Genomic DNA, 14,457 nt, shown 5'->3' with positions numbered 1-14,457 from the left:
ATTCCTATTCCTTCTCTCGAGATAGTTTTACGACAATCGGGGGCTCGATTACTACAATCAAGCTCTACTTTACGACAATCACACGATACTTTACTACAATGCACTTCCTCCCCCTTACTTCGAGACAGTTTGACGACAATCTGGAGCTCCTTTACTACAATCGAGCTCTACTTTACGACAATTACACGCTGGTTTACTACAATCCATTTCCATACTAAAAACCCCCTCCGCAAAAGGAGGGGGTACATTTTCTAACTAGATTGTTTGTATTTTCACAGTAACTTTAAACAAGTCTCCGTCTACTTCCATTCTTAGAATTCCGCCATGTAGGTCTACGATGGATTGTGCAATAGCAAGCCCTAGACCAGAGCCATCTGTATGACGAGATGTGTCGGCGCGCTTAAATCTCTCAGTAAGTTCTGCCACATCATCACCTAGCTCATATTTAGCGATATTTTTAATAACAAACACCGCGTATCCATCCACCTGATCTAAATTTATATAGACCCGTGTGTTAGGTAGGGAGTACTTCAACGTATTAATAATAAGGTTGTCTAGAACTCTCCACCATTTCTGACCATCTACGTAGGACATGATCGGTTTTGTGCCGATAGTTACTCGGTAATCGAGACCTGATTTATCAATATCCTCCTGGTGCTCGGCAACTGCCTGTTGCAAAAGCTGGGTTAAATCTACCTTACGTTTGTCTAATTCAATATTTCCTGTAGCCATTTTGGAAACTTCAAATAGATCCTCTATCAATGTTTTTAAACGTAATGACTTTTTGTCTAAAATCGCGATATACGAAGCTCGCTCTTCCTCCGTAATATCGGGATTTTTCAATAGGTCAGTGTACGTAATAATAGAAGTTAAAGGTGTACGCAAATCATGGCTGACATTTGTGATTAGCTCGGTCTTCAATCGTTCACTCTTTACCTGCTCTGTTTGAGAGGATTGCACACGACCTCTAAGCTCATTAACATTAGCTGCAAGCTCTGCTATTGGTGATTTGCCTTTTACTTTTATTTCCGTTCCATTGTTACCTTTAACCATCTCTTCTGTCTTTCCTATTATCCTGTTCAAGTAAGCCATCCGAGAAGTTAAAATACCTAATACCGGAATACCGATAAATAATGTAGCTGGAATCCAAACCAAAATTAACTCCCATAACTGAAAGGTTAACATTGTTCCAAATCCCCAGAAGAAAATCACTACTAACAGAATAATCGTTTGTACCCCTATAGAACGTCTCAGGAAGAAACCTTCTAATGAATTAATCCAACTTACTGTTAAGCTATTTTTCCAATCTGCTGTATTAAATGATTTTTTCAGCCATGGCAATTGATATAAGGTTAATGCCGTTAATATAACTGCTGCAATAAAACTACCGATTGGAATATCATATCCGCCATAATAAAAGATAGATAGCATTGCTTCCTTAGAAAATAGGATTGCTAGATAAGCACTAACGAAAACTAACACAAAACGAACATCAATAGGCAAGCTCTGAAATTTTTCTCGCCCTGGCTCAAATTGGAATGTATCTCGATTCTTCCTCCATAAGGAAACAAAAAATATTGCTGAAAGAATCCCTATAACAATGACACCGTAGAATATTAGCTGTTGTGTTTTAAAGTAATTGTATTGATCAGCTCTATTTCCACTTAGCATACTTGCTTCAGATATGGCAATTGTGCCTTCAAAACGAGAATACTGATCTCCAATGGCATCTCTCAGATCCCACTCTTCACCATCATAATAATTACGTTCCATTTCTGCTAAATCATAAACGTTACTTTTCTTTAAAAATCCATTATCACTAGAGAACACTTTCTTAAATGCATTTTTCTTCCCAATATCGCCATTGGTAAATACTTCTCCAGTTTCAATATTTTTTAATTCGTAGTTAAAATCATCTCTTTCAATGAGAAATCTATTCTTGGCCTTAGTTAAGTTTCGAAAGTAAGCATCCACTTCGTCTTCTTTTTCTCTTCGAATCTTATCTTCTACATATTCATCGCTTTCAAAGTTCTTTCTAATATCGGCAATCTTTGCATCACGTTCTGCTATTATACCGTCTTTTAGTGAGTTTTCCTTGGTCTGCTCCTGTGCTGCATCACCATCAGTTGAGGTCTCCTCTGTTGTTGTAGAATTTATTCTTTCCTCATAATTTTGCTCAATTGAATAAATCTGCTCCTCTAAATTTCCAAAACGATTTCGATACTCTTCAATCTCACTAGAGGACACTGTTATACTTTTCTTTACTTCTTCTATATCTGGGACAGCCAATACTAATGGGACTAGTGCAGATTCATATTCACTTAACTCTTGTTGAAAATCATAACTATCAAAATAAGAAGTACCAACGTACTCTCTGGCTTTATTTGTGAGAGTATATAGAGCACCAATTGCTATTACTGCTAACACACTCAATATAACTACTTTTCCTAGCGGACGTTTCATCTTGCTCCCCCTTTCATTAATTCAATTGCTTCGGTAAATGTTCTACTAATATCCATGATGGGAATTAGGTGAATTGTGCAATAAAATAAGCAAAGTGCACCACATAAAATAGCAGTTATAGAAAATATCAGACTCCATTTACTTGTCGATTTTATAGCCAACTCCCCACACCACCTTTAAATATCTTGGGTTTTTAGGATCCGTCTCAATTTTTTCACGTATTTTTCGAATGTGGACGGCTACAATATTTTCTGCGTTATAAGCTGGCTCGTTCCAAACTCTCTCATAAATCTCATTAATAGAAAAAACTCGACCTGCATTAATCATCAGCAACTCTGTAATCTTATACTCAATAGGTGTAAGCTTAACTGCTTCGCCTTCCACGGAGAGCTCCTTTGCTTCCTGATTTAATATAAGTCCATCTACCTCTACGGTTGCTTGTTTCCCTTGATATGTCCCAAGCTTTGTATACCTTCTTAGTTGAGACTTCACTCGAGCTACAAGCTCCATTGGGTGAAAGGGCTTCGTCACGTAATCATCCGCTCCAACAGACAATCCATGAATCTTGTCTGAATCCTCGGCTTTAGCGCTTAACATAATAATAGGTATATTTCTTTGCTCTCTTATTTTAAACGTAGCAGAAATCCCATCCATTTGAGGCATCATAATGTCTAGTACAATGACATGAACCTCGTTTTCCTCCAACAGCTCCAGTGCCTCTAATCCATTTCCCGCCTTCAATACACGGTAGCCTTCATTTTTTAAATATATTTCTATTCCATCTCGAATATCTTGATCATCGTCCGTCACTAGTACAGTAAACTCAGGCATCCTTATACCTCCTCCGCATCGCTTTCTTATGTTTCTTATTGTAACCTTCATTTCTTAACATTCCAGCAGTATAATTCTGAAGAAAATCTTAAGAAATTTATATATTTAATTGATTTCTTTGATATTGTTGACTTGCAGAACTTTACAGTTTTACAATATTTATTTTAAATACGTCATGAGCATTTTTAAACGGGGTACACTAAATATACTTTTCCTCATAAAAATACCACCTAACATATTCTCTAGTCGGTGGTTTTAAAGATATGAATTTAATCAGTCTCTATATTAGCTTATACATATCGTTGTCTTTAGAAACATTAATGAAGAATTGCACCAACGCACTCAAAATGTTGTCATGAATTGACGTTCTGCAGCATAGTGCTATGGCTGTTGCTAGAAGAAAAAGAAATAAATTATATGAATTTTCAATTAAATAATCAACAATATACGTTGCTAACATTAATTATTCAGCCCCATCATCTACTACTACAAAGTTGGCGGAAAAAATGAATATAACCAAGAGTGCAATCAGTCAACAGTTAGTTAAACTTGAGGCAGAAGGATATATTATTAGAAAGCAAAAGTGGAAGATAAGCGTACATTTTCAGTGGAACTTGGAGAAAAGGGGTTATTGTATAAAAAAGAGTGTGACGTATTTATGCCACAGGTTCAATTGTTTGATTGACTTTCTCAGCTATATTTTCATTCTTCATGCTCTTGACTGTCACCTTTTCTTCTCCAGTTTTTCGGGTTTAACTTGTTTTTGTATTTGTTCACCACTTCTTTCCCAACAAATACAGCACCTATCAAGAATATGATTTCGCCAACTACTATACATACGGGAATGATAGTAGCCTTTATATGGGTTGGCAATGAGGTGAAAGGTACGATGGCTGCGGCCCCCCAAAATATAGGATAAAGGATTAGAAGTACTATTCCAAGTTTAAATAGAAATGGTTTCTTTTGTTTATTTTTGTTTTCCAATAGTTCTTTTTCCAATGCTAAGCCCTCCCATATAATTTATTTTAGTTAACTTAACTAAAATAAATTATATGGGAAAGATGGTTTAATTACTAGGTAATGCATCCTCTAAAATCAAGCTATTATATAAAAGTTTGTTCTATAAATACGTTACGATTTTCACCTTTCCTAATTCAACTTTCCTACTGTATAAGTTCAATAAGGAAAGTGCATTTTATTCCTATCAAATATTAAAAGAACACCCGATTGGATGCCCTCAATGTTACTTTTTATTAAATTACTGCCCTTTAACCGTTACGATAGTAGGACTCTACGATCCGAAGCCATCTCAAAACTGCTAGTCTCTAACTATTGAGGTTCAATGAGATCAGTGTCTGGCGGGATATACCCAAGTTGTCTTCCTATTTTAACGATTTGTCCTTTATGGTGAAATTCATGAGTGATGGTATGGGTAAAAAGCCACAATGCTGTAAATTCCCCTCTTCCATCAACCTTATTAATTTCATCCCATTTACCACTAAATTTTTTTAGAAATTCATAAACCAAGTCATCCGTTCCCCTGAAAATCTCGCGCATTTTCTCGACATTGTTTACTGATTCTATTTCTATTTTGGAAAGTGATTTCCCAAGTGCACGATTTCCTAACCATACTCGATAACAGTTAGCTACATGAACATGTAGACTTTGAACTGAATCACCACCGAAATTTTCAAGCTCTTTAACATAATCTGCAGGTGACAACGTTTCGCAATAATCAAATAAAGATTCCCTTGTACGTTGTATCCAATCATACTGGGTTTTGAAAACATCCATCTTATCGCCCTCCTTTAAAAAACATTTTTTAATCAACCAGCCTCACTAACCTATTAAAATTATTCAACATCCACTTAAATAATCCCTCTTTCTTCAAAAAACCTTCTCAGTTATTTCTATATTTTTCGTTCAAATCATTAATAAGTTCAACCGCTCCATCTACATGTTCAACATCATAGACTTCCATATTTAGTTTTAATTCTTTTTGAATAGCTACCGCTTCTTTTGCATTTTCGCTCGGGATAATCATAAAGTGAAAATCGTATTTATCTGCAGTTTGTAGCTTTTCCTTCAAGCCTCCTATAGCTGATACGTTTCCGTCTCCATCTATTGCCCCTGTAACAGCAATTTTTAACCTATTTTGCAATTCGCCTTTTATAATGAGTTCTGTTAGTAATAAGCTAAGCCCCGAGCTATCTCCTATAGCTTGATCATGTTTAAAATAATCGGTAAGCCTTACCTCTTCTTTCCCGAAATATTGCTTCAGATTCTCTCTCATCTTGTCTTTTGGAGATTTTTCATTTAGGTGTATCCAACTTAATAGCGTCTTATTTTTTTCTTTATAAAGTATTTGATTCGTCAATTTAGTAATCTTATAAAAATCTTCATTTGTTCTTATCAAATATTCCTGTGCCTCCTGTTTGCTTTCCATATTATCTAAAGGTATAGAAGCAACGCTTACTATATAGATCCCTGAACCTACTACTGTCTGCCTTGGCTCTAAGTATACGTCTGCTACCTGTGTTTTTGAAATAAACCCTAACAGCGGCAGCTCATAGCAAAATAATAGGAGAAGTATGGATAGAGAAATTCCAATTTTTCGTCTCGTTGCTCGTTTTTTTCGAAGCACAATCATTGAGATAGATAAAACAATAAGGCTAATCAGTAATATTAGTAAAAACGAGATTCCATCAATGTAATCTTGAAGATATAATATTAGAAATAAAAGATAAAAAAAGATCGTTAAAATGACTTGGACTACATTTAATGAACGAAATTTATCAATAATTTTCAACTCCAATCTAAAATTATATGTTGTTCACCTTATATGTCATCGTTCTTATATATAAATTAATTAACAACTAAATAAGAATATTTCACCCTATAAAATACCATTTTTATCTAATTGTAGCATCTATTCTATTATTTTTCCGTCTTATCTGAAACTTTCTCGCGCAAAAACTGTCTAATGTTTTAAAGGAGTGAACAAGATGAAAAAAATGCTATGGAGTTTGCTAACTGTTTTTATGCTCTTAATTCTTGCAAGCTGCGGAACTAATGATAATGATGAAAATAATTCTACGACGGGAAGCGAGCAGCAAGAAACTGAGTCTAAAGTGTCTACTCAGTTAAACGTGGACGCTAATGGAGAAGCAGTTTTCCTTATAAAAAACGAGTCAAATAAAGAAAGTACCTTGTCATTTACCAGTGGCCAGGAAGTGGAATATCAGCTACTGGACCAAGATAAAACAGTAGTATATACGTACTCTGCAAATAAAAGCTTTACACAAGCAATTCAAGAAAAAAAGCTTCAGCCAAATGAAGAAATTACCTTTGAGCTAGACCTGGAAAATGAGCTCGTGGATGTACCTGCTGGAAAGTATACGCTGGTGGCTTGGTCATTAGCACCTGAACTTAGTGACCAAAAAGTTGAAACTACTTATGAATGGGCTGGTACGGAAAAAGCAGAGGAGAGCGCCCCTCCTGCAGAAGAAATAAGTAAAGTTACTCTTTATCGCGAGGACGATAATGCTGAATTCGTGGAGCCTTATGAGGTAGAAATCGATCCATCTGGTGATATGGTGAAGCAAATATTTGAGGAAATAGATACAACTAAAGTCGGTTTGTTGGACTATCGATTTGAAAATGACGATAAAAAGCTAGTGCTTGTTATGGATAAAACTACAGGAAACGTACAAGGTACGGCTGGGGAGTATTTATTCATTGGTAAAGTCCTTCATTCCTACTTTGAGAACTTCCCTAAATTAGAGGAGATTGATTTCGTGCAACAAGATGGAAGCCCGGCTGTTCTTCCACATATGGGAGCAGTTAGCACCTTTACAAGAGATGAACAATATACAAAACCAAATTAATGAAATGAAAAGAGCTTGGATTGCCTCCAAGCTCTTTTTATTTATTCACTTCTTTTGTTTAGACAGCGTTCGCATTCGAATAATGGAGATTCTACTTGCTCTTGGATGACACATCCACATTCGCGACAAATCTTTGAATTTTTTTCACTTGTAGGTTTATTCATTCCAATCACCTCCTATAGTTTTGCATAGCCTGGAATTGTTAGAAATTCAATGAAGTTATCCTCTTTTACAAGAGTCAAAAAAAGCTCTGCTGCCTCCATATATCTACCGGACAAATAGATATCATTGCCGAAATCTGCTTTTAGCTTTCCTAGCTCCTCTGTTAGAACTTGCTCGACAAGCGGCATTGTAATTTTCCTTCCATCCTCTAGCTTTCCTTCTGGATGTCTAACCCATTGCCAAACCTGCGTACGAGAAATTTCTGCCGTCGCTGCATCCTCCATTAAGTTGTTAATAGGTGCAGCTCCATTTCCTTGAAGCCAAGAAGCGATATACTGAACCCCAACACTACAGTTTAATCGAAGTCCTTCTTCCGTAATTGTTCCAGTTGGCACTTCAAGTAAATCCTCCGCAGTTACCTGCACATCCTCTCGTTTACGATGGATTTGGTTTGGGGTTGGCATATGCTCATCGAATTGCTCCCATGCTACTGGTACTAGCCCTGGATGGGCCACCCAAGTTCCATCATGACCATCAGAGGCTTCTCTTCTTTTATCTTCCCGTACTTTGGCAAAGGCTGCCTCGTTTGCCTCTTCGTCATTCTTAATGGGGATTTGGGCTGCCATGCCACCGATTGCGGAAGCATTTCTCTTGTGACAGGTTTGAATACAAAGCTGCGTATATGCTCTCATAAACGGAGAAGTCATTGTCACCTGGCCTCGGTCTGGTAAGATTACCCCTGGCTGATTGCCGAGGCGCTTGATGTAGCTGAAAATATAATCCCAGCGTCCACAATTTAATCCTGCAGAATGTTCTTTTAGCTCGTATAAAATCTCATCCATTTCAAATGACGCCATAATTGTTTCTATTAATACAGTTGCTTTTATAGTCCCCAGTGGAATACCTAGCTTCTCCTGAGCGAAAACAAAGATATCGTTCCACAGTCTAGCCTCTAGATGACTTTCTAGCTTTGGCAGATAAAAGTACGGTCCTGTTCCCCGCTCGATTGCCTCTTTTGCGTTATGGAAAAAATATAAACCGAAGTCAAAGAAGCTGCCGCAAATCGGTTTTCCATCTATATGAATATTTTTCTCCATGAGATGTAGACCTCTTGGACGCACGAGCAACACTGCTGTTTCATCCTTTAAATGATAGCTTTTACCCGTTTCAGGTTGAATATAAGAAATCGTCTTTTTAACTGCATCCCTCACATTGATTTGACCCTCAATCATATTCTCCCACGTAGGAGATGTTGCATCCTCGAAGCAGGCCATGAATGCTTTGGCTCCAGAGTTTATGGCATTGATGACCATTTTCCGATTGACCGGCCCTGTAATCTCTACCCTTCTATCCTGTAGATCCTGAGGGATTGGGGCAATTGTCCAATCCCCTTCTCGGATATGCTTCGTCTCTGCTAGAAAATCTAACTTTTCACCATTATCTAGCCTTTCTTGGCGTTTTCTCCGAGCAATCAGTAATCCCTTTCTTCGATCATCAAATGTTTGATGAAGTGAAGCGATGAAATCCAAAGCCTCTGGCGTTAATATTTCGTACATTCCTTCAACTTCATTCCCTACTACTTCAATATTTTTTGCAGTTGTTTGTTCCATTCCTTTACCCTCCCATTTCTTCAATGATCAAGCAAATTGTGCTGTTTCTGTGGATCCCTTCATTGCAGTTGTAGAGGAAGTTCCACCAGATATAATTTGAGATACCTCATCAAAGTAGCCAGTACCAACCTCACGCTGATGTTTGGTAGCTGTATACCCCTTTGACTCATTGGCAAACTCTGCTTGCTGCAATTTAGAATAAGCTGCCATGCCTTTAGTTTTATATTCATGCGCAAGCTCAAACATGCTGTGATTCAGTGAATGGAAACCTGCAAGTGTAACGAATTGGAACTTGTAACCCATCTTGCCTAGTTCTACTTGATACTCAGCTATCGTTTCTTCATCCAGATTAGCCTTCCAGTTAAAGGATGGAGAGCAGTTGTATGCAAGCATTTTATCTGGATATTTAGCATGGATGGCATCAGCAAATTGTTTTGCTTCCTCTAGGCTTGGATGGGACGTTTCACACCAAACTAGATCTGCGTATGGTGCATATGCTAAACCACGTGCAATTGCTTGGTCGATACCTGCCTTTGTTCGGTAAAAGCCTTCTGGCGTTCTTTCCCCAGTAATAAATTCATGGTCATTTGAATCGATATCACTTGTAACCATATCTGCAGCGTCTGCATCTGTACGTGCGATTAAAACGGTTGGTACCCCTGACACGTCTGCTGCTAGACGAGCTGCTACTAAATTGCGGATAGCATTTTGCGTAGGAAGTAGAACTTTCCCTCCCAAATGACCACATTTCTTCTCGGAGGCTAATTGGTCCTCTAAGTGAACGCCTGCTGCCCCAGCTTCAATCATTCCTTTAATTAATTCAAATACATTTAGTGGTCCACCAAAACCAGCCTCAGCGTCTGCAACGATCGGTGCAAACCAATCAAACTCATCCTCACGCCCCTCTGCTTGGTCAATTTGGTCTGCCCGTTGTAGAGCTTGGTTAATACGCTTAACTACTGCTGGCACGCTGTTTGCCGGGTAAAGGCTTTGATCTGGGTACATTTGACCTGAAAGGTTAGCATCTGCTGCCACCTGCCAGCCGCTCAAGTAAATTGCTTGAAGACCTGCTTTTACCTGCTGTACTGCTTGGTTTCCTGTTAGGGCTCCTAAGGCATTTATGAAATCTTCTGTATGAAGAGATTTCCAAAGGCGTTCTGCTCCCTTGCGCGCCAATGTATGCTCGATTTGTAGCGATCCTCGAAGTTTAATAACCTCTTCTGGAGTATAAGGGCGCTCTATTCCCTTCCAACGGCTATCCTCTTCCCATTGCTTTCTAAGCTCTTCTACTTGTTGTTGTCTATTTATCATAATTCAACACACCTCTCCTTAATTTTTCGATAATTGAAAATATGTCTTTTTTACTGTATCATAACAGCATCGTTTCTTGTAATCTAATATATAACAGAAGGATTTATTCTGTATCGGTTTTTGGATAGGTTGCTTTTTTAAAGGGATGAATTAGAAATAGGATGGATGAATGCAAATAATTGACCTTGGAGGTGTATAAATGGAAATAACGAAAAACCAATTAAAGAGATATAGTAGCCTGCTAGAGGAGTGGATTCCTAAGGAGGCTTCCATCGCAATTGCCGTTAAAGACCAGTACATCTATTACTACGCAGGAGAGCATGATCTCCAGTTAAAAGAAGGACAGAAGGTACAGCCAGGAAGTATTGCAGATGTAGTTTTGAAGAGTGGATGCAGAGCGGAAGCTGTGTTAGACGATAAATTGTTTCATATACCTTATTACGGGGTGGGATACCCAATAGAGATTAATGGCGAAGATGCAGTATTAGTTGTAATACTCCCTCCACAACATAGCGTGAAGAAGTTTCAACCCTTTCGATTTCTTACAGGAAAAAAGGAAGATGAATGGAAGCCAGTGCCCATTGAAAAAATAGAATACATGGAAAGTTTGCAAAAGAAGACCTGGTTTTACGCAGACGGAGAGACGTATAAAACAACTATTCCTTTAAAGGATCTTCAAAAGCGGCTACCCGATAATTTTATACGTATACATCGCTCTTATATCGTCAACATCTCCTTTATTGATCGAATCATTCGAGACTTTTCATCAAATTTATTAGTTGTATTAACGAACGGTACGGAATTACCCGTTAGCCAATCTTATATGGCGGAGGTTAGGAACGTTTTGGGATTTTGAAAGCTGAACGGTCATAAATACTTGTATCCGGTCATAAAAAAATCTATACGGTCGTATTTTCCTTATGAACGGTCATAAAATTTTTTATGCGGTCATAAATCTCGCTAAATGGACATAAACAAAAGGAGCTGCCAATTGGAAGCTCCTTTTTAGTTTCAAACCTCGGTTGTTTTCACGAAAAGTTTTCTATATTATAAAAATAATACATATTTGGAGGATAATCATGGAAATATTGAACACTTATATAGCAGCAACTAATACCCACAACTTTGAAGAAGTACAAAAAGTATTGCACAAAGATGCCGTTTATTTTTTTTCTGATCAAACCTGTACCACTCATCAAGCAATTCAGACTTATTTTGAAAATGCTTGGACCATTGTAAAAGACGAAAACTATGAAGCTCGCAATGTATACTGGCTTCATCAAGGTGAAACTTCAGCCACTTGTATTTATACTTACTTTTATGAAGGGTACATCAATGGAGAGTATTCAAGTGGAGAAGGTAGAGCTACGAATGTGTTCGTGAAGGAAGAAGGAAGGTGGTTACTCATTCATGAGCATTTAAGCAATAAAATAGTAAAGGAGGAGAAGTATGATTAATACAATTATTGCAATTATCCCTCTTATTCTTTTCTTTGCATTCTGGATTTTTATTATCTGGTTTGTCATTACATTGGTTCATTCGAGCAAAGAGCGCAATGAACTATTAAAAGAGATTTCTAGAAAGCTAGACAATCTTCAGAACACAAACAAATTAGATTAAAAGAGAGGGATAACGATCCCTCTCTCAATGCTTTGGTAAAGCCAATGTTTCTTCTTCTATATGACTCTCCGAACTTTCCATGGCATCTGTATCATATACATGTAACTGGTATGTGAAAGTTCCGTCTTCATTAACCTTTACAGACATAACCTCTTCCTTGTTAGTTAAATCTGTAATAATTGGTTTCACTTCATTCTTATCGATATCCAACATGTACAGCTTTCCACCAGCCGTTACCATTCCGTATCCATATCCGATAATTACAAATAATCGTTGTTCGTCAATCCACGCTACATCTTTTGGTGTATACTGACTGTTTTGCTCTGCCTCAAGCAGTTTAAAAATAAGCGAATCTTTAGTTTCAATGTTTTCAATCACTAGTGTGCCAATGCCCTCCTCTCCTGCTTGTTCTCCAAGACCTTCGATTGTCGCTCGAAGTCCACCATTTGGAGAAGGTACCCAAGTAGAGTGGAACTCAGGTTCGTAATCAGATTTTATAGTCTTTGCAAATGTCTCTGGAGTTTTGTTGTCAACATCATCAGTCTCCTTAGTATGCTTAAATTCTGTAATATCCTCTATTACCCCAATCACATAGTTGCCTTTCTCTTCATCCCAGTATTCAGATATCCCTTTTACATATCCATAATTAGGAGCATAGTAGCTTCTAGCACGATAAGCATCTGCGGTTGTTTCTACTACCATGACATCGGTAAAGGTGCCTAAGGGCGTTGTAATCTCTTCATTTAGTGAGACAATAACTCCTTCACCAAGTGTACCTCCATATCCATATTGATCTCCTGCTTGAAAAGGAGCTTCTAAAATTATTTCTATGGTAGGCAAGGACTCTAACTCTTCGAATGTCATATTTGTTGGAGAAGTAGCCTCCATCACTTCTCTGTACACTAGTTCCAACTTATTTTCTTTTATTCGATAAATATTTTCGAAAGTTTCTCCTGCATTACTTATTATTTGTTTTATATAGAATTGATTGATCCAAATTGTATCTATAGTAGAACCACTATCCTCATATCCTCCTGCAAATACAGATTTGCTATTGCTCGGGAAATACTCTCTTAAAGTCCAAGTAAGGTCTTCTTCCTGATTCGGTTCCTCTTTGTTTTCCTCGTTAGGAGTAACCGTCATAGGTGATTCCTCTGAAGGCTGCGCTTGCTTTTCGGTTAAAAAGTTAGGAATTATTAATATACTAGCGACAGTTATCATGCCGAGAAACGCAAGAATAGTTGCATAATAGGTCAATCGCTCTGGTGTTCTTTTTACGCGCTTTCTCTTATTCTTTTGGATTTGTTCCTGCACTCTAGCAGCACGGTCAGAGGTGTCCCCTATTTTCAATAGCAGTTGTCGTTTGATATCATTCATGTATAAGCACCTCCCATTCACCATGCTTTAATTTTTCCTTCAAAAGTGCCCTGGCCTTCCTGAGCCTTGTCTTTATAGTATTATCTGAAATGGTCAATAGCTGTGAAATCTCCAGCACTGATAACTCTTCAAAATAATAATGAATGATAACCTCGCGATATTTTAAGGGCAGTTCCAGCACGGACTCTGCCAGTTCTGACTTTTCATCGTTTTCTACGATTCGATTTCTTGATTTTTTGGATGGTGTCTTAAATGAATTAGTTAATATATGAGTTCGATATCGCCAGCTCTTTAAATAGTCCTTGCATCGGTTAATGGTCATTCGTCCAAGATACGTCTTCAAGGATGCACGTTCCTCAAACTGCTCGAATTTTTGATAAAAGGCCAAAAAAACCTCTTGAACAATATCCTCTGCTGCCGGCCATTCCTTTACATATAAATAGGCAATCTTCAGCAAATAATCCATATGCTCTTGCATGACCTGCTGAAATCTCTGTTCCTCTAGATAACCGTTCACTTCCCATCCCCCTTCCCATTACCTTTTACTAATAGACGAGGCTCCCTACTCGCACGTTTTAAAATGTGGATATATTAACAAAAGCTGCTTCGATATATGCACGAAACAGCTTGTTACTTTAGAATGATTATCTCTTTTGTATATGGGTTAAACACTAATGAAATTTTTTTTGAATCCTGAATAGCTTTTATAGAATAAACTTCTTTTCCAGTTTCAATTTGAATTGATGTGGTTAAAAAACTTTCTATTACCTCTACCTTGTACTCCCTCTCCACTATTTCCTGTGCTTCTACATACGTATAATTAGGCTTAACAATTTCATAGAACAAAGTAATGCAACCAATTCCAATTAAGCACGATACGATCGTTTTAAAGAGTTTTTCTTTTTCATCCATCAACACTATATAAATATGAACATACGATAATAATATTAAAGGTATCGAAGCTGATAAAAAGTATAAAGTTGGATCAATTCGTAAATATTGGCGTGAATCATAAAGTAAGTGGAGAAAGAAAGCAATTGAGACAATAAAATAAATGATTGTTGCGAATCTGTTCTTCATCGTCCAACCTCCTCCCTTTTGGAGCCACAATAATAAAACTAAGCTTTCCTCTCCTAATTAGGACTTCTTTTTATATTATTCAACAAGTCGCACTCATTCACCTTTCCCTGAAAACA

General features: G+C 37.5%; 15 protein-coding genes and 1 pseudogene. 5 read left to right on the top strand and 11 right to left on the bottom strand.

The annotated features are described in order from the left end of the window. Positions 1-255: 255 nt before the first annotated feature. Complete coding sequence (locus MKY94_RS01140; RefSeq protein ID WP_154311899.1) at positions 256-2,463, bottom strand: MFS domain-containing histidine kinase; 2,208 nt, start codon at positions 2,461-2,463, stop codon at positions 256-258. A 138-nt stretch (positions 2,464-2,601) separates the two neighbouring features. After that, on the bottom strand, positions 2,602-3,294 hold the full coding sequence (locus MKY94_RS01135) for a response regulator transcription factor (RefSeq protein ID WP_144538363.1): 693 nt from the start codon (positions 3,292-3,294) through the stop codon (positions 2,602-2,604). Between the two features lie 360 nt (positions 3,295-3,654). Between MKY94_RS01135 and MKY94_RS01130 the strand changes: the two are divergent. Continuing rightward, a pseudogene (locus tag MKY94_RS01130) lies at positions 3,655-3,964 on the top strand (MarR family transcriptional regulator); the annotation flags it as partial. A gap of 32 nt (positions 3,965-3,996) precedes the next feature. On the opposite strand, the gene MKY94_RS01125 reads toward MKY94_RS01130, so the two are convergent. From MKY94_RS01125 to MKY94_RS01115, 3 genes are all read right to left on the bottom strand, one after another. Next, positions 3,997-4,293 carry a transporter suffix domain-containing protein gene (locus MKY94_RS01125; RefSeq protein ID WP_154311900.1) on the bottom strand — a complete coding sequence of 99 codons (297 nt, stop codon included), beginning with the start codon at positions 4,291-4,293 and terminating at the stop codon, positions 3,997-3,999. 330 nt (positions 4,294-4,623) lie between these two features. Then, a complete protein-coding gene (locus MKY94_RS01120) occupies positions 4,624-5,088 on the bottom strand; it encodes a DinB family protein (RefSeq protein WP_144538357.1) in 465 nt (154 codons plus the stop codon). A 106-nt stretch (positions 5,089-5,194) separates the two neighbouring features. After that, a complete protein-coding gene (locus tag MKY94_RS01115; protein WP_342577834.1) occupies positions 5,195-6,109 on the bottom strand; it encodes a S16 family serine protease in 915 nt (304 codons plus the stop codon). A 190-nt stretch (positions 6,110-6,299) separates the two neighbouring features. Between MKY94_RS01115 and MKY94_RS01110 the strand changes: the two genes are divergently transcribed. Next, the gene (locus MKY94_RS01110) at positions 6,300-7,181 is read left to right on the top strand and encodes a BsuPI-related putative proteinase inhibitor (RefSeq protein WP_342577833.1); all 882 of its coding nucleotides are present in this window, start codon (positions 6,300-6,302) and stop codon (positions 7,179-7,181) included. 41 nt (positions 7,182-7,222) lie between these two features. On the opposite strand, the gene MKY94_RS01105 is transcribed toward MKY94_RS01110, so the two are convergent. The 3 genes from MKY94_RS01105 to aceA are packed head-to-tail and all read right to left on the bottom strand — an operon-like array spanning position 7,223 to position 10,264. Then, positions 7,223-7,345, bottom strand: a complete 123-nt coding sequence (locus MKY94_RS01105; protein ID WP_191697291.1) for a YhfH family protein — start codon at positions 7,343-7,345, stop codon at positions 7,223-7,225. 12 nt (positions 7,346-7,357) lie between these two features. Further along, on the bottom strand, positions 7,358-8,953 hold the full coding sequence (gene aceB / locus MKY94_RS01100; protein ID WP_342577831.1) for a malate synthase A: 1,596 nt from the start codon (positions 8,951-8,953) through the stop codon (positions 7,358-7,360). A 27-nt stretch (positions 8,954-8,980) separates the two neighbouring features. Further along, positions 8,981-10,264 carry an isocitrate lyase gene (gene aceA / locus MKY94_RS01095; protein ID WP_342577830.1) on the bottom strand — a complete coding sequence of 428 codons (1,284 nt, stop codon included), beginning with the start codon at positions 10,262-10,264 and terminating at the stop codon, positions 8,981-8,983. Between the two features lie 199 nt (positions 10,265-10,463). On the opposite strand from aceA, the gene MKY94_RS01090 reads away from it, so the two are divergent. From MKY94_RS01090 to MKY94_RS01080, 3 genes are all read left to right on the top strand, one after another. Next, positions 10,464-11,120: a LytTR family DNA-binding domain-containing protein gene (locus tag MKY94_RS01090; protein WP_191697293.1), complete on the top strand. Its 657-nt coding sequence runs from the start codon at positions 10,464-10,466 to the stop codon at positions 11,118-11,120. A 223-nt stretch (positions 11,121-11,343) separates the two neighbouring features. After that, positions 11,344-11,721, top strand: a complete 378-nt coding sequence (locus MKY94_RS01085) for a nuclear transport factor 2 family protein (protein ID WP_144538351.1) — start codon at positions 11,344-11,346, stop codon at positions 11,719-11,721. Beyond that, entirely contained in the window at positions 11,714-11,884 is a 171-nt protein-coding gene (locus MKY94_RS01080) for a hypothetical protein (protein WP_154311906.1), read from the top strand. The genes MKY94_RS01085 and MKY94_RS01080 overlap by 8 nt, the downstream gene beginning before the upstream one ends. A 24-nt stretch (positions 11,885-11,908) precedes the next feature. Here MKY94_RS01080 and MKY94_RS01075 read toward each other — a convergent pair whose 3' ends face one another. From MKY94_RS01075 to MKY94_RS01065, 3 genes are all read right to left on the bottom strand, one after another. Next, entirely contained in the window at positions 11,909-13,261 is a 1,353-nt protein-coding gene (locus MKY94_RS01075; RefSeq protein WP_342577829.1) for a DUF4652 domain-containing protein, read from the bottom strand. Continuing rightward, a complete protein-coding gene (locus MKY94_RS01070) occupies positions 13,254-13,778 on the bottom strand; it encodes a sigma-70 family RNA polymerase sigma factor (protein WP_144538349.1) in 525 nt (174 codons plus the stop codon). The genes MKY94_RS01075 and MKY94_RS01070 overlap by 8 nt, the downstream gene beginning before the upstream one ends. A 113-nt stretch (positions 13,779-13,891) precedes the next feature. After that, complete coding sequence (locus MKY94_RS01065; RefSeq protein WP_342577828.1) at positions 13,892-14,341, bottom strand: hypothetical protein; 450 nt, start codon at positions 14,339-14,341, stop codon at positions 13,892-13,894. Between the last annotated feature and the right edge of the window lie 116 nt (positions 14,342-14,457).

Origin of the sequence: Psychrobacillus sp. FSL K6-2843, assembly GCF_038626375.1 — a bacterium.
Classification (GTDB): Bacteria; Bacillota; Bacilli; order Bacillales_A; family Planococcaceae; genus Psychrobacillus; species Psychrobacillus faecigallinarum.
Note: the sequence above shows the minus strand (reverse complement) of the source record. Positions and strands in the feature narration are given on the sequence as shown.